The organism is Streptomyces sp. NPDC059080 (assembly GCF_042739975.1).
GTDB lineage: Bacteria > Actinomycetota > Actinomycetes > Streptomycetales > Streptomycetaceae > Streptomyces > Streptomyces benahoarensis.
Map to the genome: position 1 here is coordinate 75,925 of NZ_JBHYGX010000017.1, position 22,496 is coordinate 98,420.

Sequence of the window (22,496 nt, forward strand, 5' to 3'; positions counted from 1 at the left end):
GGGGGCCGCTGGCGGGCGGGTGGCCCCGGGCGACCCGCGGGGCGCGCGGGCCGCCCGCCCGGGCGGGGGCGGGGGCGGGGGCCCCCCCGGCCCCCCGCGCCATTGCGCCGGGCAGCAGGGTGGCGGGCGCGCCGATCCGCGCGACGATGCCGTGCTCCTGGTCGGTGGAGATCAGCAACGGGACGGGCAGCCGCTGCGCGGCGCCCGCCCGCTGGATGCCGTTGGACAGCTCCGCGATCTGGTGCGGATCTCGGGTGTTGTGCGCCCAGCTGAAGTAGATGACGCCGCCGACGTGGTACTTCGCGATGAGTTCGGCCGCGTTGGCGACGCCGATCTCCTTGCGGTTGGCGTTCACGTCGGCCGGGTCCGGGTCGGTGGCGGAGTGTCCGTAGACCCGCATCACGAAGAGCTGACCGGCCTTCTCCTCCGGTGTCATACGGGCGATGAGACGCCGCATCCGGTCCCGTGCGGCGGCGGTGGGACGGGCGCTGGCAGGGCTTGCGGCGGCCGCGGGAACGGTGCCCGAGGCACAGGCGGCGGCCGCCGCGGCTGCGGTGGTGAGGACGGCACGTCTGGAGTGCATGTGCGTTCCTTCCGGCGGGCTTCCCCGGCGAAGTGAGGGACGGTCGGAGGATCACGGATAGCCCGAAAGCATCGCTCGGTCAATGACCTGTTGACCGGCGCCGCCCGGCGGTTGCGGCGCGGACGGCGCCGTGCGTACGGCCGGCAGCCCAGCGGCGTTCGTCTCTCGGCGTCCGTCAGAACCCCGCGTCCCAGGGGAGCACGTCCCGGCCTGGTCGCGTTGTCAGACCCCGGCGGTACCGTTCGGAGCATGGGCAGCGAGGTCAACGCAGCGGTGGTCGAAGGGGTCCTGGAGCGGATCACCTACGCCCACGAGGAGAGCGGCTACACCGTCGCGCGGGTCGACACCGGCCGCGGCGCGGGCGAGCTGCTGACCGTCGTCGGCGCGCTGTGGGGCGCGCAGCCCGGCGAATCCCTGCGGATGGAGGGCCGCTGGGGCTCCCACCCGCAGTACGGCAAGCAGTTCACCGTCGAGAACTACACCACCGTCCTGCCCGCCACGGTCCAGGGCATCCGCCGCTATCTCGGATCGGGCCTGATCAAGGGCGTCGGCCCGCGCATCGCCGACCGCATCACCGAGCACTTCGGCGCGAGCACACTCGACATCATCGAGGAGCAGTCGCGGCGCCTCATAGAGGTGCCCGGCCTCGGCCCGAAGCGGATGAAGATGATCGCCGCCGCGTGGGAGGAGCAGAAGGCGATCAAGGAGGTGATGGTTTTCCTCCAAGGCGTCGGCGTCTCCACCTCCCTCGCCGTACGCATCTACAAGAAGTACGCGGACGACGCCGTCACCGTGGTGCGCGAGCGGCCCTATCAGCTGGCGGCCGACGTCTGGGGCATCGGCTTCCTGACGGCCGACCGCATCGCCCAGGCGGTCGGCATCCCGCACGACAGCCCGGAGCGGGTCCGGGCCGGTATCCAGTACGCCCTGTCGCAGTCGGCGGACCAAGGGCATTGCTTCCTGCCCGAGGAACAGGTGATCGCGGACGCCGTGAAGTTGCTCCAGGTGGACACCGGCCTGGTCATCGACTGCCTGGCCGAGCTGGCGGCGGACCCGGAGGGCGTGGTGCGCGAGAAGATCCCGCAGGGCGGCGGCGAGGAGCCCGTCACCGCCGTCTACCTGGTGCCCTTCCACCGTGCCGAGCTGTCCCTGGCCGGTCGGCTGACGCGGCTGTTGCGCACCCCCGAGGACCGGCTGGCCGTCTTCGGGGACGTCGACTGGGAGCGCGCGCTGGCCTGGCTGGCGCGGCGTACGGGCGCCGAGCTGGCGCCGGAGCAGCGGGACGCGGTGCGCCTCGCGCTGACCCGCAAGGTGGCGGTGCTCACCGGCGGCCCGGGCTGCGGCAAGTCGTTCACGGTCCGGTCGGTGGTCGAGCTGGCCCGGGCCAAGAAGGCCCGGGTGGTGCTGGCCGCGCCGACGGGGCGGGCCGCCAAGCGGCTGGCGGAGCTGACGGGCACGGAGGCGTCGACCGTCCACCGGCTGCTGGAGCTGAAGCCCGGCGGGGACGCCGCGTACGACGCCGACCGGCCGCTGGAGGCCGATCTGGTAGTGGTCGACGAGGCGTCCATGCTGGATCTCCTGCTCGCCAACAAGCTGGTCAAGGCGGTCCCGCCGGGCGCCCATCTGCTGCTGGTGGGCGACGTCGACCAGCTGCCGTCGGTCGGGGCGGGGGAGGTGCTGCGGGATCTGCTCGCCGACGGCGGCCCGGTGCCGTGCGTGCGGCTGACCAGGATCTTCCGCCAGGCCCAGCAGTCCGGTGTGGTGACCAACGCGCACCGCGTCAACGCCGGTCGGCCGCCGCTGACCCAGGGCCTGCCCGACTTCTTCCTCTTCGCCGAGGAGGACACCGAGGAGGCCGCACGGCTGACCGTCGACGTGGCGGCCCGCCGCATCCCCGCGACCTTCGGACTGGACGCCCGGCGGGACATCCAGGTGCTCTCTCCGATGCACCGCGGACCGGCCGGGGCGGGCGCGCTCAACGCCCTGCTCCAGCAGGCGGTGACCCCGGCGCGCCCGGAGGTGCCGGAGCGCCGCTTCGGCGGCCGGGTCTTCCGCGTGGGCGACAAGGTCACCCAGATCCGCAACAACTACGAGAAGGGCCGCAACGGCGTCTTCAACGGCACGGTCGGCGTGGTCACGGATATGAACACCGATGACCAGCGTCTCCTGGTGCGCACCGACGAGGACGAGGAGGTTCCGTACGACTTCGACGAGCTGGACGAGCTGGCGCACGCCTATGCGGTGACGATCCATCGCTCCCAGGGGAGCGAGTATCCGGCGGTGGTGATTCCGGTCACCACGGGCGCCTGGATGATGTTGCAGCGAAATCTTCTGTATACGGCGATAACCCGGGCAAAACGCTTGGTGGTGCTGGTGGGGTCCCGCAGGGCTCTGGGGCAGGCCGTGCGCACGGTGTCCGCCGGTCGGCGGTGTACAGCGCTCGATCGCCGACTCGCCGGAGTGGTGGCAGTCGCTCAACTTCCCTAATCGGGTCGAAGGGGCGCAGGATGGTCACGTAAACGGCACTCAGTGCCGCCCGAAGGCCGAATTGCCGACCCCGAGTGCACATCCCACGTCCAAATGGGGGAAGGTAGAGGCAGTCAGGGCACCTCGAAGAAGAGGCACAACGTCGGTGAGGGATGACGTGAGCGACAACTCTGTAGTACTGCGTTACGGGGACGGCGAATACAGCTACCCGGTCGTCGGCAGCAGCGTCGGCGACAAGGGCTTCGACATCTCGAAGCTGCGCGCCCAGACCGGTCTGGTGACCCTGGACTCCGGTTATGGCAACACCGCCGCGTATAAATCCGCGATCACCTATCTGGACGGTGAGCAGGGGATTCTGCGTTACCGCGGCTACCCGATCGAGCAGCTCGCGGAGCGCAGCACGTTCGTCGAGACCGCGTACCTGCTGATCAACGGCGAGCTGCCCACCGTCGACCAGCTGTCCAACTTCAAGCAGGACATCACGTACCACACCCTGCTGCACGAGGACGTCAAGCGCTTCTATGACGGCTTCCCCCGGGATGCCCACCCGATGGCGATGCTGTCGTCGGTCGTCAGCGCCCTGTCGACCTTCTACCAGGACAGCCACAACCCGTTCGACGAGCAGCAGCGGCACATTTCCACGATCCGGCTGCTGGCCAAGCTGCCGACGATCGCGGCGTACGCCTACAAGAAGTCGGTCGGCCACCCGGTGGTCTACCCGCGTAACGACCTCGGCTATGTCGAGAACTTCCTGCGCATGACGTTCTCGGTGCCGGCCGCCGAGTACGATCTGGACCCGGTCGTGGTCAGCGCCCTCGACAAGCTGCTGATCCTGCATGCGGACCACGAGCAGAACTGCTCGACCTCCACCGTGCGCCTGGTCGGCTCCTCGCAGGCGAACCTCTTCGCCTCGATCTCCGCCGGTATCAACGCGCTCTGGGGCCCCCTGCACGGCGGTGCCAACCAGTCCGTGCTGGAGATGCTGGAGGGCATTCAGCGCGACGGCGGCGACGTCGATTCCTTCATCCGCAAGGTGAAGAACAAGGAAGACGGCGTGAAGCTCATGGGCTTCGGGCACCGCGTCTACAAGAACTTCGACCCCCGGGCGAAGATCATCAAGGCGGCGGCGCACGACGTCCTCTCGGCGCTCGGCAAGTCCGACGAGCTGCTGGACATCGCCCTGAAGCTGGAGGAGCACGCGCTCTCCGACGACTACTTCGTCGAGCGCAAGCTCTACCCGAACGTCGACTTCTACACCGGTCTGATCTACCGGGCCATGGGCTTCCCGACCGAGATGTTCACGGTCCTCTTCGCCCTCGGCCGCCTCCCGGGCTGGATCGCCCAGTGGCACGAGATGATCAAGGAGCCCGGTTCGCGGATCGGCCGCCCGCGGCAGGTCTACACCGGCGTCGTCGAGCGCGACTTCGTGCCCGTCGAGCAGCGCTGACCCGTCCGGGCGCCCGCGCCCGGCACGGAAACGGCCCCCGCCCGTCCAGGGTGGGGGCCGTTCGCGTTCGGTGCGGTGAACGCGGTGGAGAACGAAAAGCGCCCCGCCTCCAGATCCCCCCACGGGTCCAGAGTGCGGGGCGCTTCCCTTGTCCCGGGTCGGATTCCCCCCACGGGATCCGTCCGGGCGTTCAGGGTGCCCGCGATCTGCCGGGACGCGCACGTTCGGGAGGGCCGCTCAAAGCTCCCCGGGCACGTCGCCCCGGCCACGCGTAGCCGGTCCGATCCCCCAAGACCGGCACGGCTGTTGCCGAGCAGGCCCCGCCGGGGTGCCTGCACATCTGGTTAGACTCTCGACCCCCCACGATGGTTACGTTCGGAAGTCTGTGATCTGGGTCTCTTGCCATATGAGGGCGAAAACGGTCAAGGGCCGCGATCTGAATTTCACGGCCCTGACGTATGGGTGTTGTGCCCATTGTGGGAATTTTGTGAACGCGTGGGCTGTGTGGGCTACGGAGCGGCCCCTGTGGTGAAAAGGCCCTCCGGTCCATACCGGGGAGGCTCAGGCCGGACCCAGCAGCTCGTAACCGGCCTCGTCCACCGCCTCGCGCACCGCGGCCTCGTCGAGGGCGGCCCGCGAGACGACGGTGACCAGACCCGTGGCGGCCTCCGCGCGCACCGAGACGACGCCGTCCAGCTCCGAGATCTCGGAGTTGACCGCGCCCTCGCAGTGCCCACAGGTCATGCCGGTCACCTTGTAGGTCGTGGCGATCCCGCCCGCCTGCGCCGCGCTCTCGCCGGAGTGGCAGGAGCCTTCGGGTGTGCAGCAGGAACCGTTCGTCGATGCGGCGGTCATAGGAGTCTCCTCGTGGTGCCGATGGTCCGTGGATGTCGAGATGCCGTACGGGTTGCCGGGGGGTGCGCCGTCAGGGGCGCGGCGGTGCGACCGGAGTCACCGACGCCGTCCGGCGATGCCCACTGTATACCCCTAGGGGGTATCAATCCAGCGGCGTCGCGCCGCTCGTCCCGGCACGCGTTGCCGCCACGCGTGTCGCGCGTCAGCCTGGGAGGTACCGGACCGGAGTGCGCCGGGCCGGGGTGATCGGAGGAGGCGCGCCGGATGGAAGTGCTGGCCCTCTACGGGCTGCTGATACTCACCACCCTGCCACCGCTGGTGCCCAATTCCGCGCTGCTCGTCTCCGTCGGGGTCCTCGCCGCACACGGCGATCTCTTCCTCCCGCTCGCCCTGCTGGTTGTCGCCGGCAGTGCGACCCTCGGTGACGTACTGATGTATCTGCTCGCCCGCCGCTTCGGCGGCCCGGCGCGCGCCTGGATGCGGCGCAGCGTCCGCCGCCGCGTCCTCCTGGAGTGGACGTCACGGCGCATCGAGCGCTACGGCCTGCCCTTCGTCCTCGCGGTGCGGTTCCTGCCCAGCGGCCGGATCGTCGGCGCCGTCGCCTCCGGCGTCCTGCGCTACCCACTGCGCCGCTATCTGCTCGGCGCCGGCATCGCCGAGACGGTGTGGGCGTCCTACTCGATCGGCCTCGGCTATCTCGGTAGCGCCGCCGTGGGTAACCGCCTCTACGCCGCCGCCCTGGGCATCGGCATCTCCTGCGCCGTCGCCGTTCTGGGCGCGGTCGTTCCCTGGGTGGCGCGCCGCCGCGCCGTCCGGGCGCAGAGGGCTTCGGTGTGCCGGGTGAACGCCGCCGGGGTGGTGGTCCGGGGCGGTGGCTCCGACAGTGCACGGTGGCAGGGCGAGGGCGATGTCGCGCAGGGTGGGTGCCGCGTCCCGGGTCCGGGGCGACGTCCCCGGCCCGTTGTCAGTGGTCGCCCTTACCGTTGAGTCATGGCTTACGAACTCTCCGTAATCATTCTGGTGTGGGGGTGCGCGTCGGGCTGGGCGCGGTGGGACCTTCGCGCTCCGGGGCGGGTCTTCCGGGCTCCCGGACGGTCGGGCCGGGGGAGTGGGTCGCGTTACGGGCGGCGCGGCTCACCGGTGGCCGGGTGCCGGGGCGGTCCGCCGAGGTGCCCGGATTCAGGTGCCGTACGTGGCTCGCGATTCGCGGTCGACGGCGCGCAGCAGGGTGAGCAGCATGCGGTTCAGGGGCGTCGGGAGGGAACGCCGTTCGCCTGCCGCGACCACCGCTCCGGTGAGGTATTCATGCTCCAGCGGTCGGCCCGCCTCGCGGTCGTAGAGCATCGACGAACCGCCGCCGGGCGGGGTCATCGCATAGATCTCCAGCGTCCCGGAGATGTCGCTGTCGCCGATGTCCGCCCCCTCCGCGCGGGCGACCTCCGCCGCCTCGATGAGCAGCGCGCGGGCGAGCGCGGTCATCTCCGCCTCCCGGAAGATGTGCATCCGCTGCCCGAGCAGCGCCGTGAGGGGGTTGGCGGCGAGGTTGAGGAACAGCTTGCGCCAGGTCGCGGTGGCGAAGTCCGGCACCAGCGTGACGTTCAGCCCGGTGCCGTCCAGCAGCGCGGCGAATGCGTCGGACGACGGGCCCTGCGGCACATGGAGTTCGCTCGCGAGATGGTGGACGATCCGGCCCGGCGCGGTGCGCTCCGCCGAGAGGTAGCAGATCACCGGCAGTGTCGCGGTCCCCTCCGGGACATATGGGGCCACGCGCTCCGTGAGCCCGATGCCGTTCTGGAGCACGGCGACGGTGGTGTCCGGCCCGCACAGGGCGCGCAGCCAGGGCGCGGCGCCGGGAGTGTCCTGCGCCTTGGTGGTCAGCAGCACCCAGTCGACGGGCCCGACCTGCGCGGGGTCGGTGGCGACGGGGACCGCGGCGTGCCGTTCGGTGCCGTCGAGGATGACGGTGAGCCCGTCGATGGGCGTCCGTACGCACAGGGTGACATCGAGGCCGGCCCAGTGCGCCAGGGCCGCGGTGTAACCACCGATCCCACCGGCGCCGATCACCGCGAGACGGGTGGAGGAGGAGCGAGATGTCGTGGACATGAGGCGATCGTAGGAGCGGCCCGCCCGACGTGTCCGGCGGTGCGCGGATCCGCCCGTGCCCAGGGGCGTCTGCGGAGGCGCGGCAGACCCGGGACCGGCATGGCCCGCGCACCGTGACGGAGGCCGTGCGGAGGTGGAGTCATACCCGTCGGCTGTGGCCCGGTCTGCGGGTCACCCAGTCGCGGACGGTGTCGGCGAACCAGTACGGCCTGCCGCCCTCGACGAGGTCCGGCTCGGGAAGCAGCCCGTGCTTGCGGTACGAGCGCACGGTGTCCGGCCGTACCCGGATGTGCGCGGCGATGTCCTTGTAGGACCAGAGCCTCCGGTCGGTCATCGCTGCCTCGCCTCCCTGGATCCGGGGCCCCGGCCGCGCGGCCTGCGGGAGGCGCGGACGGGGCGGGTGTTCCTGTGTCCTGCGCCGGGACAACGACACCGACCGCTGCACGGACAGGGGCTGTTGATCACCTGTGACGGAAGACCCGCGTAATCGTGACGGATGTGACGCGCCGGGGACGGACGTGACAGGGACGGAACGGAAGGAGAGTGAGGGGGAAGGTCGTGGCGGGATGCGGGATGCGGGATGCGGGATGCGGGATGCGGGAGGGGGCGGCCTTACCGGTCGGGGAAGTCCCGGACGTGCGCGGCGGGCCGCCCCGCTCGGGACGGCCCGCCGTGTGAAGGGTGCCGCGCCGAGGGCGCGGGCCGACCCGCTCAGGCGTAGAGCGCCTTCCAGGTCTTCTTGTCGACCTTGCCGTCAGCGGTCAGATGCGACGCCTTCTGGAACTTCTTGACGGCGGCGCGCGTCTGGTCGCCGAAGTAGCCGGTGAGGCTGCTCCAGGGCAGGTACTTGCGGTTGGCCAGCAGGCACTGGACTTGCTTGACCCGGTCGTTGCGCTGGCCGTACACGGTGAGCGCGGTGCCGTTGTAGTAGGCGCAGGCCGCCCGGGGGCCCGGCCCGGCGGCGGCCTGCGCCGCGGGTGCCGAGCCGGTCAGCAGGGCGGCGGTGATCAGGGCGGCGGCGGCCGCCAGGGCGGCCGGGCGGCGGATGGTGCGATGCAGTGAGGTGATGCGCATGATGTCCTCGTTTCCCCCGTTGAATGCCATGCATCCGTATGGTGCGTATCGGGCCACCCCCAGGGGGTACGCGCGCCGGACCGCCCCGCATCCGGATGTCGTGCATCTACGGGCACGCCGCCCGCGCCCGCCGCGGTTGCCGGAGGCGCGGAGTCCGGTGCGTCAACTTCCGTACGTATTAAGGGGGAGGGCGGCTCGTCGTCGCGGACCGGTCGATTTGCGTCGAACGTCCCGTGAGTCGGGAGACGTGAAGGGACGGCCGCGGCCTTTGCGCCGGTGTGGGCCGTGCGGGGGAGCGGGCGGATCAGCGGTACAGCGCGGGCCGTTCGGGCAGGTCGACGGGGACACGCTCGCCGGTGCGCTGCGCCTGGACGCCCGCCCGGCAGACCACCGCGGCGGCGTAGCCGTCCCAGCAGCCGGGGCCCTCCACCGTGCCGCGCCGGGTGGCGTCCACCCACCGCTGCACCTGCCGGTCGTACGCGCCCGCGAAGCGTTCCACGAAGCCCGGCGGGATGGTGCCGCCCCAGCGGCCCGCCGCGTTGACGAAGACGCCGCGGTCGTCGCCGATCCGGGCGGTGCCCCGCTCGCAGACCGCCTCGCAGGACACCTGGTAGCCGAAGCCGCAGTTGACGAACAGTTCGGTGTCGACGAGGTGGCCGTCCGCGGTCTCGAAGACGATCAGCTGCGGATCGTGCAGTCCCTCGGGCGCACCGCCGGAGGGCGCCGGACGCAGCACCCGCACCGCGGTGATCTCGGTGTCCAGCAGCCAGCGCGTCACATCGATCTCGTGCACCGCGGAGTCGTGCAGCGTCTGCGCGTCGGTGCAGCCGGGCGGCGAGGCGACGTTGCGGTGCGTGTGGTGCAGCATCAGCGGACGGCCGTACGCGCCGCGCGTCAACTGCGCCTTGAGGGCGAGGTAGTCGGCGTCGTAGCGGCGCATGAAGCCCAGCTGGACGAGGCGACGGCCGCCTCGCTGTTCGGCGGCGAGCACCCGCAGCGCGGAGTCCGGATCCGGCGTCAACGGCTTCTCGCACAGCACCGGCAGCCCGCGGTCGAACGCCGCCGTCAGCGCCGCCTCATGGGCCGCCCCCGGCGACGCGATCAGGACCGCGTCCACCCCCGGAGCATCCATGGCGGCCACCGGATCGGTGCAGGCCACGGCCCCCTCCATGGCGTCGGTCAGCGCCTCGGCGCGCGCCCCGTCGACGTCGGCGACGACCGCCACCCGCGCCCCGCTGATCACCTCGTCGATCCGGCGTACGTGATCGGCGCCCATCCGCCCGGCGCCGATGACGGCCACCCCCAGCGTCCCGTGCATGTCGTCCTCCTGCTCGCGGTCCGTTCCGTCCGTCGCTCAGGCGCCGCAGGAGCGCAGAAAGCGGCGGGTGCGCCGGGCGATGGGCAGCGGCCGCTCCGGCGGACAGGGATACATGTCCTGCTCGACGATGGCGAAGAGCGCGGTGCCCAGCTCCTGCGCCGCCTCCAGGACGGGCGGCAATGCGGGCACACCGCGCGGCGGTTCGCACATCACGCCCTGCCGGACGGCCGGACCGAAGGCGGTGCCCTTGGCGCGGACATCGGCCAGGACACCGGGGTCGACCTGCTTGAGGTGGAGATAGCCGATGCGCTCGCCGTAGGTGCGGATCAGTGCGACGCTGTCGCCGCCGCAGTAGGCGTAGTGGCCGGTGTCCAGGCAGAGGGAGACCAGGCCGGAGTCGGTGGCGTCGAGGAAGCGGGTGACGTGCTCCTCGGTGTCGAGGTGGGTGTCCGCGTGCGGATGCACCACCAGCATCAGGCCGAATTCCTCCCGCACCCGCCGGGCCAGCCGCTCCGTGCCCTCGGCCAGGTGCCGCCACTGCGTGGCCGTCAGCTCGGGCGGCTCCAGCTCCTCGGCGGTGCGGTCGTCACGCCAGAAGGACGGGATGGCGACGAGGTGCCCGGCGCCCGTCGCCCGGGCGAGCGCGGCGACCCGGGACACCTGCGCCCACGTCGCGTCCCAGACCGCGGGGCCGTGGTGCAGCGAGGTGAAGACCGTCCCGGCCGAGACACCGAGGCCACGCCGCGCGGTCTCGTCGCGCAGCACCGCCGGGTCGGTGGGGAGATACCCGTAGGGGCCCAGCTCGATCCAGTCGTAGCCCGCCTCGGTGACCTCGTCGAGAAAGCGCCGCCAGGGGACCTGCCGCGCATCGTCGGGGAACCACACGCCCCACGAATCCGGCGCGGACCCCACCCGGATGCGGTCCAGAACGGGCGCGTCGGCACGGGCTGCGGACATGCGACGGCTCTCCTCTCGCCGGTCGGCGGTGACCGGGGGCGCGGGAGTGGTGGGCTCAGCCTCGCGGGCGCCCCGGGGGGTGTCAAGATTTCGTTCTGCCATATGGATCTTCCGGCACGACCGCCCCGGGGAGTGCCGGACGGCGCCCTGAAAGCGGAGGTTCCGCCGCGTCGCTCCCCTGGCGGAAGCCCGCGCGAGGGGGTGTCCCCGCCATGGGGCCACTCGCCCGTACCGCCGTCCCCGTACAGGTCAGGGCGGTGTGCCGCGCCGTTGACACGGTCCGGCGGCCCCACTAGACCTGTGCCCGCGACGGGGCGTGGGTGCGCCGCCCGGCCCCGTCGTGCCGCGTCGGCCGAAGCGAAGGGGCCCCATGCCGGAACCGTTCGACCTCATCACCATGGGCCGCATCGGGGTGGACCTCTACCCCCTCCAGACGGGCGTGCCGCTCGCCCGGGTGGAGACGTTCGGGAAGTTCCTCGGCGGCTCCGCCACCAATGTCGCGGTGGCCGCCGCGCGCCTGGGCCGCCGCACCGCCGTCATCAGCCGCACCGGACGCGACCCCTTCGGTGACTACCTCCACGAGGCGCTGCGGGAGTTCGGCGTCGACGACCGCTGGGTCACCGCCGTGGACGGTCTGCCCACCCCGGTCACGTTCTGCGAGATCTTCCCGCCGGACCGCTTCCCGCTCTACTTCTACCGCCGCCCCACCGCCCCCGACCTCACCCTCCGCGCCGACGAGCTGGACCACGACGCGCTGCGGGCCGCCCGGATCCTCTGGGTCACCGGCACCGGACTGTGCGAGGAGCCCAGCCGCACCGCCACCCTCGCCGCGCTCGCCGCCCGCGGCAGGCGCGGCCCCACCGTCTTCGACCTCGACTGGCGGCCCCTGTTCTGGGGCGGTGCGGGCGGCGCCTCCGGGGACGGCGGCGCGACCGGCGCCGCCGCCATGGCCGCCGCGCGCCCGCACTACGAGGCGGCGCTCGCCCACGCCACCGTCGCCGTCGGCAACGTCGACGAGGCCGAGGTCGCCACCGGGCTGCGCAACCCGAGGGCCTGCGCCGAGGCGCTGCTCGCCGGGGGCGCCGAACTCGCCGTCGTCAAACAGGGCCCCAGGGGCGTCCTCGCGGTGCACCGGGACGGCCGCACCGCCGAGGTACCGGCCTTCCCCGTCGACGTCGTCAACGGTCTCGGCGCCGGTGACGCCTTCGGCGGCGCCCTCTGCCACGGCCTGCTGCACGGCTGGGACCTGGAGCCGATGATGCGCTACGCCAACGCGGCCGGTGCCCTCGTCGCCACCCGCCTCGCCTGCTCGCCCGCCATGCCGACCGCGGCGGAGGTCGACGCGTTCCTCGCCGGACGATGAACCCCGGCGTGCCCCGACGCCCCGCCCGAAAGGACGGTTGGGGCCGCCGCGCCGTTGCGGCCGCGTCCGGGCCCCCGGACCCGGACCGGTCCGGCGCCGGGGGTCCGGACCGGTCCGGCGGCCTCGCGCGGACCGGTGGGCACCGCCGCAGCGCACGGATTTTCTCTCACTGTCAGTGGTCGGGTGGAGACTTGTGGTCATGAATCCCGCATCCGCGTCATCCGCTTCCGCCCCCGGCCCCGGCCGGGCCCTCGGCCTCCACATTCCGGCAGGTCACGGCGGTACCGGGCCGTACGCCCTGGACATCACGCCGGAGCGGGCGGGCTGGGGCCACTCCTCGCTGCGCGTCCTCGACCTGCCGCCCGGCGGCCACCACGCCTTCGATGCCGGGGACAGCGAATGGATCGTGCTGCCCCTCGCCGGAGGCTGCACCGTCACCACCGACGGTGCCCCGTACGAACTCGCCGGCCGTGACAGCGTCTTCAGCGGCCTTACCGACTTCGCCTACGTCCCACGCGACGCGCGCGCGGGGCTCACCAGTCGGGCGGGCGGCCGGTTCGCCCTCGCCGGAGCCCGCTGTGCCCGCCGCCTGCCCGCCCGCCGTGGCGCCGCGGCCGACGTCCCCGTGGAGCTGCGCGGCGCCGGGCCCTGCTCCCGCCAGGTCAACAACTTCGCCGCCGCCGACGCCTTCCCCTGCGACACGCTCATCGCCGTGGAAGTCCTCACCCCGGGCGGCAACTGGTCGTCCTACCCGCCGCACAAACACGACACCGCCCGCCCCGGCGAGGAGTCCGAGCTGGAGGAGATCTACTACTTCGAGATCGAGCCCGCCCACGGCACCCCGGGCGTCGGCTACCAACGCGTCACCCCCTCCGGGCCCGGCCACCGCACCGACGTCCTCGCCGAGGTCCGCGGCGGCGACGCCGTCCTCATCCCCGACGGCTGGCACGGCCCGTCCATCGCCGCCCCCGGCCATGCCCTCTACTACCTCAACGTCATGGCCGGACCCGGCGCCACCCGCGAGTGGCTGATCCGCGACCACCCCGACCACGGCTGGATCCGCGACACCTGGGCCGGCCAACCCACCGACCCCCGCCTGCCCCGCTACACCGCGCCCCCGGGAGACACCCGATGACCACCCTCCGCCTCACTGTCGCGCAGGCCCTGGTGCGGTTCCTCGCCCGCCAGTACACCGAGCGCGACGGCCACCGCCACCGCCTGGTGAATGCCTGCTGGGGCATCTTCGGCCATGGCAACGTCGCCGGGATCGGCCAGGCCCTGCGCGAGGACCCCGCCGCCCTGCCGTTCCTCCAGGGCCGCAACGAACAGGCCATGGTCCACGCCGCGACCGCCTACGCCCGCCAGAGCGACCGGCTCCGAGCCCAGGCCGTCACCACCTCCATCGGCCCCGGCGCCACCAACCTCGTCACCGGCGCCGCCCTCGCCACCGTCAACCACCTCCCGGTCCTGCTGCTGCCCGGCGACACCTTCGCCACCCGCCGCGCCGACCCCGTCCTCCAGCAGCTCGAAGTCCCGTACGCCGGTGACCTCTCCGTCAACGACACCCTGCGTCCGGTCTCCCGCTACTTCGACCGTGTCACCCGGCCCGAGGCACTGATCCCGGCCGCCCTCCAGGCGATGCGGGTCCTCACCGACCCCGTCGACACCGGCGCCGTCACCCTCGCCCTCCCGCAGGACGTCCAGGCCGAGGCGTACGACTGGCCGCCGGAGTTCTTCGCCCACCGCATCTGGCGCGTCCCCCGCCCCGCGCCCGACCCGGACGCCCTCGCCGAGGCGGCCCGGGCCCTGCGCGCCGCCCGCCGCCCGCTGATCGTCGCCGGTGGCGGCGTCCACCACAGCGAGGCCGAGGACGCCCTGCGGGCCTTCGCCGACGCCACTGGCATCCCCGTTGCCGCCACCCAGGCGGGCAAGGGGGCGCTGCGCCACGACCACCCCGCCGACGTCGGAGGCATCGGCCACACCGGCACCGCCACCGCCGACACACTCGCCCGCGACGCCGATGTGGTCCTCGGCATCGGCACCCGCTACACCGACTTCACCACCGCCTCCGCCACCCTCTTCGCCGACCCCGCCGTCCGCTTCGTCAACCTCAACATCGCCGCCTTCGACGCCCACAAGCTCGCGGCGCTGCCCCTCGTCGCCGACGCCCGCGAAGGGCTCACCGCGCTCACCCGCGCGCTGCACGGCCACCGCGTCGACGCCACGTACGAGACGGGCTACGCCACCGCGAAGGCCGCCTGGGAGCGCCGCGTCGACGCCGCGTACGCCGCCCCCGACCCGGCCGCCCGGCCCACCCAGACCCAGGTGCTCGGCGCCCTCGACGCCGTCGTCGACGACACCGACATCCTCGTCAACGCCGCCGGGTCCCTCCCCGGCGATCTGCACCGGCTCTGGCGCGCCCGGTCCCGCAGGCAGTACCACCTCGAATACGGCTACTCCTGCATGGGATACGAGATCCCCGCCGCCCTCGGCGTCGCCCTCGCCGCCCCCGGCCGCCCCGTATGGGCCCTGGTCGGCGACGGCACGTACCTGATGAACCCCACCGAGATCGTCACGGCGGTCCAGGAGGGCGCCGCGTTCACGCTGGTGCTGCTCCAGAACCACGGCTTCGCCTCCATCGGCGGCCTCTCCGAGCAGACCGGTGGCGAGCGCTTCGGCACCGACTACCGCTTCCGCGCGGCGGACGGCACCTACACCGGCGCTCCGCTGCCCGTCGATCTCGCCGCCAACGCCGCCTCCCTCGGCATGCGCGTGCTGCGCGCGCCCACCGTCGGCGCGCTGCGCGACGCCCTCGCCGAGGCGCGTGGCGCGAACCGTCCCACATGTGTCTACGTCGAGACCGAAACGGCCGACACAGTGCCGGGCGCGCCGAGCGCCCAGTCCTGGTGGGATGTACCTGTTGCCGAGACCGCGACGCGTCCCGCGGCGGTCGCCGCGCGCCTGGCCTACGACCAACACGCCGCCGACCGCCGCCGACACCTCTGATCTCAGCCCGTAGCAGTCACCACCGGAAAGGCCCCCCGCATGCAGACCATCAGCCACTGGATCGGCGGCAAGCCCGTCGAGGGTGTGTCCGGCAACTTCGGCCCGGTGTTCAACCCGGCCACCGGCGCCCAGGAGAAGCAGGTCGCCTTCGCCTCCGTCGAGGAGGTCGACGCCGCGGTCGCCGCCGCCAAGGAGGCGTTCGCCACCTGGGGCACCAGCTCCCTCGCCAAGCGCACCTCGGTGCTGTTCCGCTACCGCGAGCTGGTCGCCGCCCACCGTGAGGAGCTGGCCCGGCTGATCACCGCCGAGCACGGCAAGGTGCACTCCGACGCCCTCGGCGAGGTCGCCCGCGGTCTGGAGATCATCGAGCTGGCCTGCGGCATTCCCGAGAAGCTCAAGGGCGAGCTGTCCACGCAGGTCTCCACCCGGGTGGACGTTGCCTCGATCCGGCAGTCCCTCGGTGTGGTCGCCGGCATCACGCCGTTCAACTTCCCCGCCATGGTGCCGATGTGGATGTTCCCGCTCGCCGTGGCGTGCGGCAACACCTTCGTCCTCAAGCCCAGCGAGAAGGTGCCCGGCACTGCCTTCAAGCTCGCCGAGCTGGCCGCCGAGGCGGGCCTGCCCGACGGCGTGCTGAACGTCGTCAACGGCGACAAGGTCGCGGTCGACCGCATCCTGGAGCACCCGGACATCGCCGCGGTCTCCTTCGTCGGCTCCACCCCCATCGCCAAGTACATCCACACCACCGGCACGGCCAACGGCAAGCGGGTGCAGGCGCTGGGCGGCGCCAAGAACCACATGCTGGTGCTGCCGGACGCCGACCTCGACCTCGCCGCCGACTCGGCGATCAACGCCGCGTACGGCTCGGCCGGTGAGCGCTGCATGGCGATCTCCGTCGTCGTCGCCGTCGGCGAGACCGCCGACCCGCTGATCGAGAAGATCAAGGAGCGCGCCGCCGCCCTCCGCATCGGCCCGGGCGACGACCCGGCGTCCGAGATGGGCCCGCTGATCACCAAGGTCCACCGCGACAAGGTCGCCTCGTACGTCCAGGGCGCCGCCGCCCAGGGCGCCGACGTCGTCGTCGACGGCACCGGCTTCACGGTCGAGGGCTTCGAGGGCGGCCACTGGCTCGGGGTGTCGCTGCTCGACAACGTCACGCCCGAGATGGACGCCTACCGCGACGAGATCTTCGGCCCGGTGCTGTCGGTCGTCCGCGTCGCCACGTACGACGAGGCCATCGCGCTGATGAACGCCTCGCCGTGGGGCAACGGCACCGCCATCTTCACCCGCGACGGCGGCGCGGCCCGCCGCTTCCAGCTGGAGGTCGAGGCGGGGATGGTCGGCGTCAACGTCCCGATCCCGGTCCCGGTCGGCTACCACTCCTTCGGCGGCTGGAAGGACTCGCTCTTCGGCGACCACCACATCTACGGCAACGACGGCGTGCACTTCTACACCCGCGGCAAGGTCGTCACCACTCGCTGGCCCGACCCGTCCGACGGTGGCATCAACCTCGGTTTCCCCAGCAACCACTGACGGTACGTTCGCTGCCCCGCCGGTCATCGACCGGCGGGGCGGCGGCGCTCCGTCCGCCGGGGGCACGGCGTTCAGGGGACGGCCGTCGGCGGGGTTGCTACGGTGACCGGGCGTGTACACAACACCACTATCGGGGGATGCGATGCCACCTAGTACGGCGCTGGCCAAGGGCGCACGGATCACGGGCGGCATCTTCTGCCTGGTCTTCTTCCTCTACACCGCGTTCTGGCTCTGCTACGACCTTTCGCAGTCCGGCTTCCCCGCGGTGTGGGACTACTGGACCGGCGCACGTCCCCCCGGCCTCAACACCGTCAGCAACTCCACGCAGTTCTGCCTGGCCCTGGTGCAGCTGAGCGGGGCGTTCGCGGCGTTCGCGGGGCGGCGGTCGGCAGGCGGCCTGATGGCCGTCGCCACCACCTTCACCTTCGCCACCGCCGTCCAGACCGTGGTCAGCGTAGGCTCCCACACCGGCGACAACCGCTGGTTCCTCCACGCCCAGATCGACGCCGACCCCTTCGACGCGGTCTTCCTCGGCAGCCTGGTGCTCGCCCTGCTGACCTTCGTCACCGGGGTCGTGCTGCTCGCCGGGATGCGGTCCTGGCCGCGGCCCGCCCCGAGCCTGCCGCCGATGCGTCCGGCCAAGGCCGCCGGGGTCGTCGCCGGTCTCGTTCTCGGTGCGATGGCGCTGTGTTCGGTGATCTGGCAGATCTACATGGTGGTGCAGGGCGACGGGGACAGCGACGCCGTCTTCATGCTCTACCTGGGTAAGGGCATGCTGACGTCGCTGACGTCGCTGGCCCCGGGCTGGCATGCGCTGATCATGCTGGCGCTGGCGGGCATCGCCGGGCTGAGCTGCCTGATCCGCGGCACCGCCGCCCGCGGCCTGGCCCTGGGCCTGGCGACGATGCTGCTGCCGAACGCCCTCCTGGCGGTGATCGGACTCGGCGGTTCCGGTCATCTCTTCGACATCAGCGACTCGATGCCGGGCCTGAGCGTCCTCAACCTCGTGGAGCTGGCGCTGGACCTCTTCGGCTCGCTCGCCCTGTTCACCCTGATGGCCAAGGGCGAGCCGGTCGCCCCCGGCTGGCAGCCGCCCGCGCCCGCCCCGCAGTTCGGCGGCCCCGGCTTCGTCCCGCCTGGCCCGCAGCCCGGCGGCTGGCAGCCGCCGGTCCCGATGCCCGGCCCGATGCCCGGCCCGATGCCCGGCGGCCCGATGTTCGGCGGCCCGGTTCCCCCGCAGGCGGGCCCGGTCCCGCCGATGCCGATGCCGGGCCTCGCCGCCCCGCCCGTCCCGTCCGCGGCCCCGCCGATACCGCCGACCGCTCCGCCGATACCGCCGGCCGCCCCGCCGGTCCCGCCCGGCAACCCGCCGGCCCCTGGTGGGTTCGGGCCTCCGCAGTACTGATCGGGGGCTGGGGCCGGTGCCGCCCCGCGGCGCGCCGCCTGCTCGCCCCGGCGAAGGCCGTGAGCAACGGGCCGCTGGTGGTGGCCGCGTACCGGTGCTGTTCCAGCAGCGCGGGCAGCGTCAGCTCGACCGAGGAGAGCAGAAACATCGTGGCGGCGCCGGCCACATACACCGGCCAGGGTGCCAGCAGACTCCGGGCCGCTCCGCGCGCCGCCCGCCGCACCCACGACGGAACCCACGACGGCCCCGCGCCACCGGGCCGGGCCCCCGCCTCACCGGGCCGGGCCCCCGCGCCATAGGGCCGGGCCCCCGCGCCACCGGGCCGGGCCCGGCGCCGTCTCCCGGCCACTCCCCGGGAACCCCGTAAGGGCCGCTCCCTAGGATCCCCCTATGGATCTGCGACTGCGCGGACGGCGGCTGTACGCGGCCGTCGGTGTTCTGGCCCTGCTCATGGGCGGCGGCGTGTGGGCGGGCGCCACGTCGGACGCCGCACCCCTCGTGCACCGCGAGGACCGGGCGCTGGCGGTGCCCGAGAAGCCCGGCGGCGCGAAGACCGTACGGATCGACACCTCCTACTTCACCGCGGGGAGTTCCACCGCGCGCCGCCCCGCCGTGCTGCTCGCGCACGGTTTCGGCGGCAGCAAGAACGAGGTCCGTCCGCAGGCGGAGCGGCTGGCCCGGGACGGGTACGCCGTCCTCACCTGGTCGGCGCGCGGCTTCGGCGACTCCACCGGCCGCATCGGGCTCAACGACCCGGACCGCGAAGTCGCCGACGTCAGCCGACTCATCGACTGGCTGGCGAAACGTCCCGAGGTGCGGCTCGACAATGCCGGGGATCCGCGCGTCGGGATCGCCGGCGCCTCGTACGGCGGCGCCGTCGCGCTGCTCGCCGCCGGGCACGACCCGCGGATCGACGCCCTCGCCCCGCAGATCACCTACTGGAACCTCGCCGACGCGCTCTTCCCCCACGGTGTGTTCAAGAAGCTGTGGTCCGGGATCTTCTTCACCACCGGCTCGGCGGGCGATCCCACCGCGGGGCCCGGCCGCGTCCCCGCGTCGTCCGGCGGCTGCGGACGGTTCGCCGCGGACCTGTGCACGATGTACGAACGGGTCGCGGTGGCCGGGAAACCGGACGCGGCGGCCCGCGCCCTCCTGGAGAAGCGCAGTCCGTCCGCCGTCGGCAATCGCATCAAGGCGCCGACCCTGATCATGCAGGGGCAGACCGACTCGCTCTTCACACTGGATCAATCCGATGCGATGGAACGGGCCCTGCGCCGCAACGGCGCCCCCGTCTCCGTCGACTGGATCGCCGGTGGCCACGACGGCGGCGACCGCGAGACGGCCCGGCTCGCCGACCGCACCCGCGCCTGGTTCGACCGCTACCTCAAGGGAGACAAGGGCGCCGGCACCGGGCCCGCGTTCCGGGTCAGCCGCAGCGGAGGGGTGGACTCCACCAACGGCTCCCTGCAACTGCGCGGCGCGAGCGGCCCGGCCTACCCCGGCCTCGCCCACGACCCGCGCCGCATCCAGCTCACCGGCCCCGAACAGCGCTTCACCAACCCGCCCGGCGCGAGCCCGCCCGCGATCTCCGCGGTCCCCGGCGTCGGCGCGCTCGGCGCCCTCTCCGCCCTGGGTACCGGCGGCCTCGCGGTCGACTTCCCGGGCCAGTACGCCCGCTTCGACTCGGCGCCGCTCACGGCGCCCGTCCACCTCACCGGCGCGCCACGCACCACCGTGACCGTACGGTCCACCTCCCGCGACGCGGTCCTCTTCGCCAAGCTCTACGACGTCGCCCCGGACGGCACCAAGCAGGTGCTGCCCGCCCAGCTCGTCACGCCGTACCGCATCTCCGGCGCCGACCGGGGCGTCCGCGTCGAACTGCGGCTGCCCGCCGTCGACCACGACTTCGCCGCCGGGCACCGGATGCGCCTGGTCCTCGCCGCGACCGACCTCGGCTACGCCTCTCCCGCCGAGCCCGCCACCTACACCGTGGCGGCGGCCGGGGGCGGCGCCCTGACCGTCCCCACCGACGCGCGGGTCCGCGCCGCCGCGCCCCCGCTGCCCGCCTGGACGTGGCTGCTGCCGTCGGCCGCCGCGGTCCTCGCCGCCGCCCTGCTGCTCACCGCCCGCCGCCGCACCACCGCCCCGGCCCCCGATCCGTCCCTCGCTGCCGTGCCGCTGGTGATCGACGGGCTGAGCAAGAAGTACGCCGGGGCGAGCGACCGGTACGCGGTGCGGGACCTGTCGTTCCGCGTCGAGACCGGGCAGGTCCTGGGGCTGCTCGGGCCCAACGGCGCCGGGAAGACCACCACCCTGCGGATGCTGATGGGCCTGATCCGGCCGGACGAGGGCGAGATCCGGGTCTTCGGGCACGCCATCCGGCCGGGCGCCCCCGTGCTCTCCCGGGTGGGCGCGTTCGTCGAAGGTGCAGGGTTCCTGCCACATCTGTCGGGCCGCGCCAACCTCGACCTGTACTGGCGTGCCACCGGGCGGCCCGCCTCCGACGCGCACGCCGAGGAGGCCCTGGAGATCGCCGGGCTCGGCACCGCCCTGGACCGCGCGGTGCGCACCTACTCCCAGGGCATGCGGCAGCGCCTCGCCCTCGCCCAGGCCATGCTGGGCCTGCCCGACCTGCTGATTCTCGACGAGCCGACCAACGGCCTCGACCCGCCCCAGATCCGCGAGATGCGCGAGGTGATGATCCGTTACGCGGCCGCCGGACGCACCGTCATCGTCTCCAGCCATCTGCTGTCCGAGGTCGAACAGAGCTGTACGCATCTGGTCGTCATGGACCGCGGACGCCTGGTCAGGTCCGGGCCGGTCGCGGAGATCACCGGCGCTCAGGACACCGTCCTCGTAGGCGTCGCGGACCCCGGAGCGCTCACCGAGGCGGTGGTGGAGAAGGTCCGCGCGCTGCCCGGTGTGCTCGCGGCGGTCCGCGCCGACGACGGTCTGCTGGTCCGCCTCGACGACCCCGCGGCCACCCCGCGCCTGCTCGCCGAACTCCTGCGGCTGGACCTGCCGGTGTACCGCGTCGGGCCGCACCGCCGCCTGGAGGACGCGTTCCTCACCCTGATCGGAGGCGACCGATGACCGCCACCACCCCGGATCCGCACCCCGCGCCCCCGGCGACGGCCGCCGCCCCCGGCTACCGCGCTCGCCGCACCCTCCCGTTGCGCGTCGAGGCGCTGCGGCAGCTGTGGCGGCGCCGCACCCTCGTGATCGGCGCCGGTCTGGCGCTGCTGCCGTTCGTACTGGTCGTGGCCTTCGCCATCGGCGGCACCCCGGGGCGGCGGGCGAGCGGCCGGGTCACCCTGGTGGAGACCGCGACGGCGTCCGGCGGCAACTTCACCGCCACCGTGCTCTTCGTCTCGGCGGGCTTTCTGCTCGTCGTGCCGGTGGCGCTGTTCTGCGGTGACACGGTGGCGTCCGAGGCGAGCTGGTCGTCGCTGCGCTATCTGCTCGCGGCGCCGGTGCCGCGCGCCCGGCTGCTGCTGAGCAAACTCACCGTGGGCCTGCTCTTCAGCGCTGCCGCGATGGTGCTGCTGCCCCTGGTCGCCCTGGGGGTGGGCACCGCCGCGTACGGCTGGGGCCCGCTCACCCTGCCCACCGGCGGCGCGCTGCCGTCGGATGAGGCGGTGGGGCGGCTGGCGGTCGTGGTGGCGTACCTCTTCGTCAGCCAGCTGGTCACGGCGGCGCTGGCGTTCTGGCTGTCGACGGTCACCGACGCGCCCCTGGGGGCGGTCGGCGGCGCGGTCGGCCTGACCATCGTCGGCAACGTCCTCGACCAGGTCACCGCCCTCGGCGGCTGGCGCGATGTGCTGCCCGCACACTGGCAGTTCGCCTGGGCCGACGCGCTGCAACCCACGATGGAGTGGTCCGGCATGCTCCAGGGCGCCTCCGTTTCGGTCGCGTACGCGCTGGTCCTCGTCGCCCTGGCGTTCCGCGGCTTCGCCCGTAAGGACGTGGTGTCCTGAGGGACGCTCCGGGGGTGGTCCGGCCGTTCCGGGGCGGCGCCTGACCGCTCTTCAGCCTGCCCGGGGCGCCCTCGGCCGGGGGCGCGTCGGGTGGGCCGACGCGCCGGGTGCGCACGCCTGCCCGCGGGCGGCACCGCACGGCGCGCGACGGAACGGAACGCGCCCCGGCCACGCCCTGCCCGAGCCCTCGGCCACGCCCTGCCCGAGCCCTCGGCCACGCCCTGCCCGAGCCCTCGGCCACGCCCTGCCCGAGCCCTCGGCCACGCCCTGCCCGCGTCCCGGCCACGCCCTGCCCGCGTCCCGGGCGCGAGCCCCGCCCACGCCCCACCGGCACCGCTCCCGTACGCCCCCGGCGCCACGTGAGGCGCCGGTACCGCCCGGCCCGAAC

16 protein-coding genes are annotated in these 22,496 nt (G+C 73.2%); 10 read left to right on the top strand and 6 right to left on the bottom strand.

Annotated features, from left to right (window positions below):
• Window positions 1-832 precede the first annotated feature (832 nt).
• Complete coding sequence (locus tag ACFWWQ_RS16200; protein ID WP_384596443.1) at window positions 833-3,070, top strand: ATP-dependent RecD-like DNA helicase; 2,238 nt, start codon at window positions 833-835, stop codon at window positions 3,068-3,070.
• A gap of 157 nt (window positions 3,071-3,227) precedes the next feature.
• On the top strand, window positions 3,228-4,517 hold the full coding sequence (locus ACFWWQ_RS16205; RefSeq protein ID WP_384596446.1) for a citrate synthase: 1,290 nt from the start codon (window positions 3,228-3,230) through the stop codon (window positions 4,515-4,517).
• A gap of 561 nt (window positions 4,518-5,078) precedes the next feature.
• Here the strand turns inward: ACFWWQ_RS16205 and ACFWWQ_RS16210 are convergent.
• A complete protein-coding gene (locus tag ACFWWQ_RS16210; protein WP_384596449.1) occupies window positions 5,079-5,372 on the bottom strand; it encodes a heavy-metal-associated domain-containing protein in 294 nt (97 codons plus the stop codon).
• A gap of 264 nt (window positions 5,373-5,636) precedes the next feature.
• Here ACFWWQ_RS16210 and ACFWWQ_RS16215 point away from each other — a divergent pair, with 264 nt between their 5' ends.
• Entirely contained in the window at window positions 5,637-6,359 is a 723-nt protein-coding gene (locus ACFWWQ_RS16215) for a DedA family protein (RefSeq protein WP_384596452.1), read from the top strand.
• A gap of 192 nt (window positions 6,360-6,551) precedes the next feature.
• On the opposite strand, the gene ACFWWQ_RS16220 is transcribed toward ACFWWQ_RS16215, so the two are convergent.
• The 5 genes from ACFWWQ_RS16220 to ACFWWQ_RS16240 all read right to left on the bottom strand — a co-directional run bounded on the left by ACFWWQ_RS16220 (window position 6,552) and on the right by ACFWWQ_RS16240 (window position 10,824).
• The gene (locus tag ACFWWQ_RS16220) at window positions 6,552-7,475 is read right to left on the bottom strand and encodes a 2-dehydropantoate 2-reductase (RefSeq protein ID WP_384596455.1); all 924 of its coding nucleotides are present in this window, start codon (window positions 7,473-7,475) and stop codon (window positions 6,552-6,554) included.
• 139 nt (window positions 7,476-7,614) lie between these two features.
• Complete coding sequence (locus ACFWWQ_RS16225; protein WP_384596458.1) at window positions 7,615-7,809, bottom strand: helix-turn-helix transcriptional regulator; 195 nt, start codon at window positions 7,807-7,809, stop codon at window positions 7,615-7,617.
• Between the two features lie 377 nt (window positions 7,810-8,186).
• The gene (locus ACFWWQ_RS16230; protein ID WP_384596461.1) at window positions 8,187-8,579 is read right to left on the bottom strand and encodes a peptidoglycan-binding protein; all 393 of its coding nucleotides are present in this window, start codon (window positions 8,577-8,579) and stop codon (window positions 8,187-8,189) included.
• A gap of 274 nt (window positions 8,580-8,853) precedes the next feature.
• Complete coding sequence (locus ACFWWQ_RS16235) at window positions 8,854-9,867, bottom strand: Gfo/Idh/MocA family protein (RefSeq protein ID WP_384596464.1); 1,014 nt, start codon at window positions 9,865-9,867, stop codon at window positions 8,854-8,856.
• Between the two features lie 36 nt (window positions 9,868-9,903).
• Window positions 9,904-10,824, bottom strand: coding sequence for a sugar phosphate isomerase/epimerase family protein (locus ACFWWQ_RS16240; protein ID WP_384596467.1), 921 nt, complete (start codon window positions 10,822-10,824; stop codon window positions 9,904-9,906).
• 370 nt (window positions 10,825-11,194) lie between these two features.
• On the opposite strand from ACFWWQ_RS16240, the gene iolC reads away from it, so the two are divergent.
• From iolC to ACFWWQ_RS16275, 7 genes are all read left to right on the top strand, one after another.
• The gene (gene iolC / locus ACFWWQ_RS16245) at window positions 11,195-12,187 is read left to right on the top strand and encodes a 5-dehydro-2-deoxygluconokinase (RefSeq protein ID WP_384596470.1); all 993 of its coding nucleotides are present in this window, start codon (window positions 11,195-11,197) and stop codon (window positions 12,185-12,187) included.
• Window positions 12,188-12,386: 199 nt separating this feature from the next.
• Complete coding sequence (gene iolB / locus ACFWWQ_RS16250) at window positions 12,387-13,322, top strand: 5-deoxy-glucuronate isomerase (protein WP_384596473.1); 936 nt, start codon at window positions 12,387-12,389, stop codon at window positions 13,320-13,322.
• On the top strand, window positions 13,319-15,193 hold the full coding sequence (gene iolD / locus ACFWWQ_RS16255) for a 3D-(3,5/4)-trihydroxycyclohexane-1,2-dione acylhydrolase (decyclizing) (protein ID WP_384596476.1): 1,875 nt from the start codon (window positions 13,319-13,321) through the stop codon (window positions 15,191-15,193). Before iolB ends, iolD begins: the two co-directional genes overlap by 4 nt.
• A gap of 39 nt (window positions 15,194-15,232) precedes the next feature.
• Window positions 15,233-16,726 carry a CoA-acylating methylmalonate-semialdehyde dehydrogenase gene (locus ACFWWQ_RS16260; protein ID WP_384596479.1) on the top strand — a complete coding sequence of 498 codons (1,494 nt, stop codon included), beginning with the start codon at window positions 15,233-15,235 and terminating at the stop codon, window positions 16,724-16,726.
• Between the two features lie 142 nt (window positions 16,727-16,868).
• Window positions 16,869-18,131 carry a hypothetical protein gene (locus ACFWWQ_RS16265; protein WP_384596483.1) on the top strand — a complete coding sequence of 421 codons (1,263 nt, stop codon included), beginning with the start codon at window positions 16,869-16,871 and terminating at the stop codon, window positions 18,129-18,131.
• A 390-nt stretch (window positions 18,132-18,521) separates the two neighbouring features.
• The gene (locus ACFWWQ_RS16270; RefSeq protein WP_384596486.1) at window positions 18,522-21,224 is read left to right on the top strand and encodes an alpha/beta fold hydrolase; all 2,703 of its coding nucleotides are present in this window, start codon (window positions 18,522-18,524) and stop codon (window positions 21,222-21,224) included.
• A complete protein-coding gene (locus tag ACFWWQ_RS16275; protein ID WP_384596489.1) occupies window positions 21,221-22,108 on the top strand; it encodes an ABC transporter permease in 888 nt (295 codons plus the stop codon). Before ACFWWQ_RS16270 ends, ACFWWQ_RS16275 begins: the two co-directional genes overlap by 4 nt.
• The last annotated feature ends 388 nt before the right edge of the window (window positions 22,109-22,496 follow it).

Coding starts and splice junctions, on each gene's coding strand:
- ACFWWQ_RS16200 (WP_384596443.1), top strand. CDS start 833: ATGGGCAGCGAGGTCAACGCAGCGGTGGTCGAAGGGGTCCTGGAGCGG.
- ACFWWQ_RS16210 (WP_384596449.1), bottom strand. CDS start 5,372: ATGACCGCCGCATCGACGAACGGTTCCTGCTGCACACCCGAAGGCTCC.
- ACFWWQ_RS16215 (WP_384596452.1), top strand. CDS start 5,637: ATGGAAGTGCTGGCCCTCTACGGGCTGCTGATACTCACCACCCTGCCA.
- ACFWWQ_RS16220 (WP_384596455.1), bottom strand. CDS start 7,475: ATGTCCACGACATCTCGCTCCTCCTCCACCCGTCTCGCGGTGATCGGC.
- ACFWWQ_RS16225 (WP_384596458.1), bottom strand. CDS start 7,809: ATGACCGACCGGAGGCTCTGGTCCTACAAGGACATCGCCGCGCACATC.
- ACFWWQ_RS16230 (WP_384596461.1), bottom strand. CDS start 8,579: ATGGCATTCAACGGGGGAAACGAGGACATCATGCGCATCACCTCACTG.
- ACFWWQ_RS16235 (WP_384596464.1), bottom strand. CDS start 9,867: ATGCACGGGACGCTGGGGGTGGCCGTCATCGGCGCCGGGCGGATGGGC.
- ACFWWQ_RS16240 (WP_384596467.1), bottom strand. CDS start 10,824: ATGTCCGCAGCCCGTGCCGACGCGCCCGTTCTGGACCGCATCCGGGTG.
- iolC (WP_384596470.1), top strand. CDS start 11,195: ATGCCGGAACCGTTCGACCTCATCACCATGGGCCGCATCGGGGTGGAC.
- iolB (WP_384596473.1), top strand. CDS start 12,387: ATGAATCCCGCATCCGCGTCATCCGCTTCCGCCCCCGGCCCCGGCCGG.
- iolD (WP_384596476.1), top strand. CDS start 13,319: ATGACCACCCTCCGCCTCACTGTCGCGCAGGCCCTGGTGCGGTTCCTC.
- ACFWWQ_RS16260 (WP_384596479.1), top strand. CDS start 15,233: ATGCAGACCATCAGCCACTGGATCGGCGGCAAGCCCGTCGAGGGTGTG.
- ACFWWQ_RS16265 (WP_384596483.1), top strand. CDS start 16,869: ATGCCACCTAGTACGGCGCTGGCCAAGGGCGCACGGATCACGGGCGGC.
- ACFWWQ_RS16270 (WP_384596486.1), top strand. CDS start 18,522: ATGGATCTGCGACTGCGCGGACGGCGGCTGTACGCGGCCGTCGGTGTT.
- ACFWWQ_RS16275 (WP_384596489.1), top strand. CDS start 21,221: ATGACCGCCACCACCCCGGATCCGCACCCCGCGCCCCCGGCGACGGCC.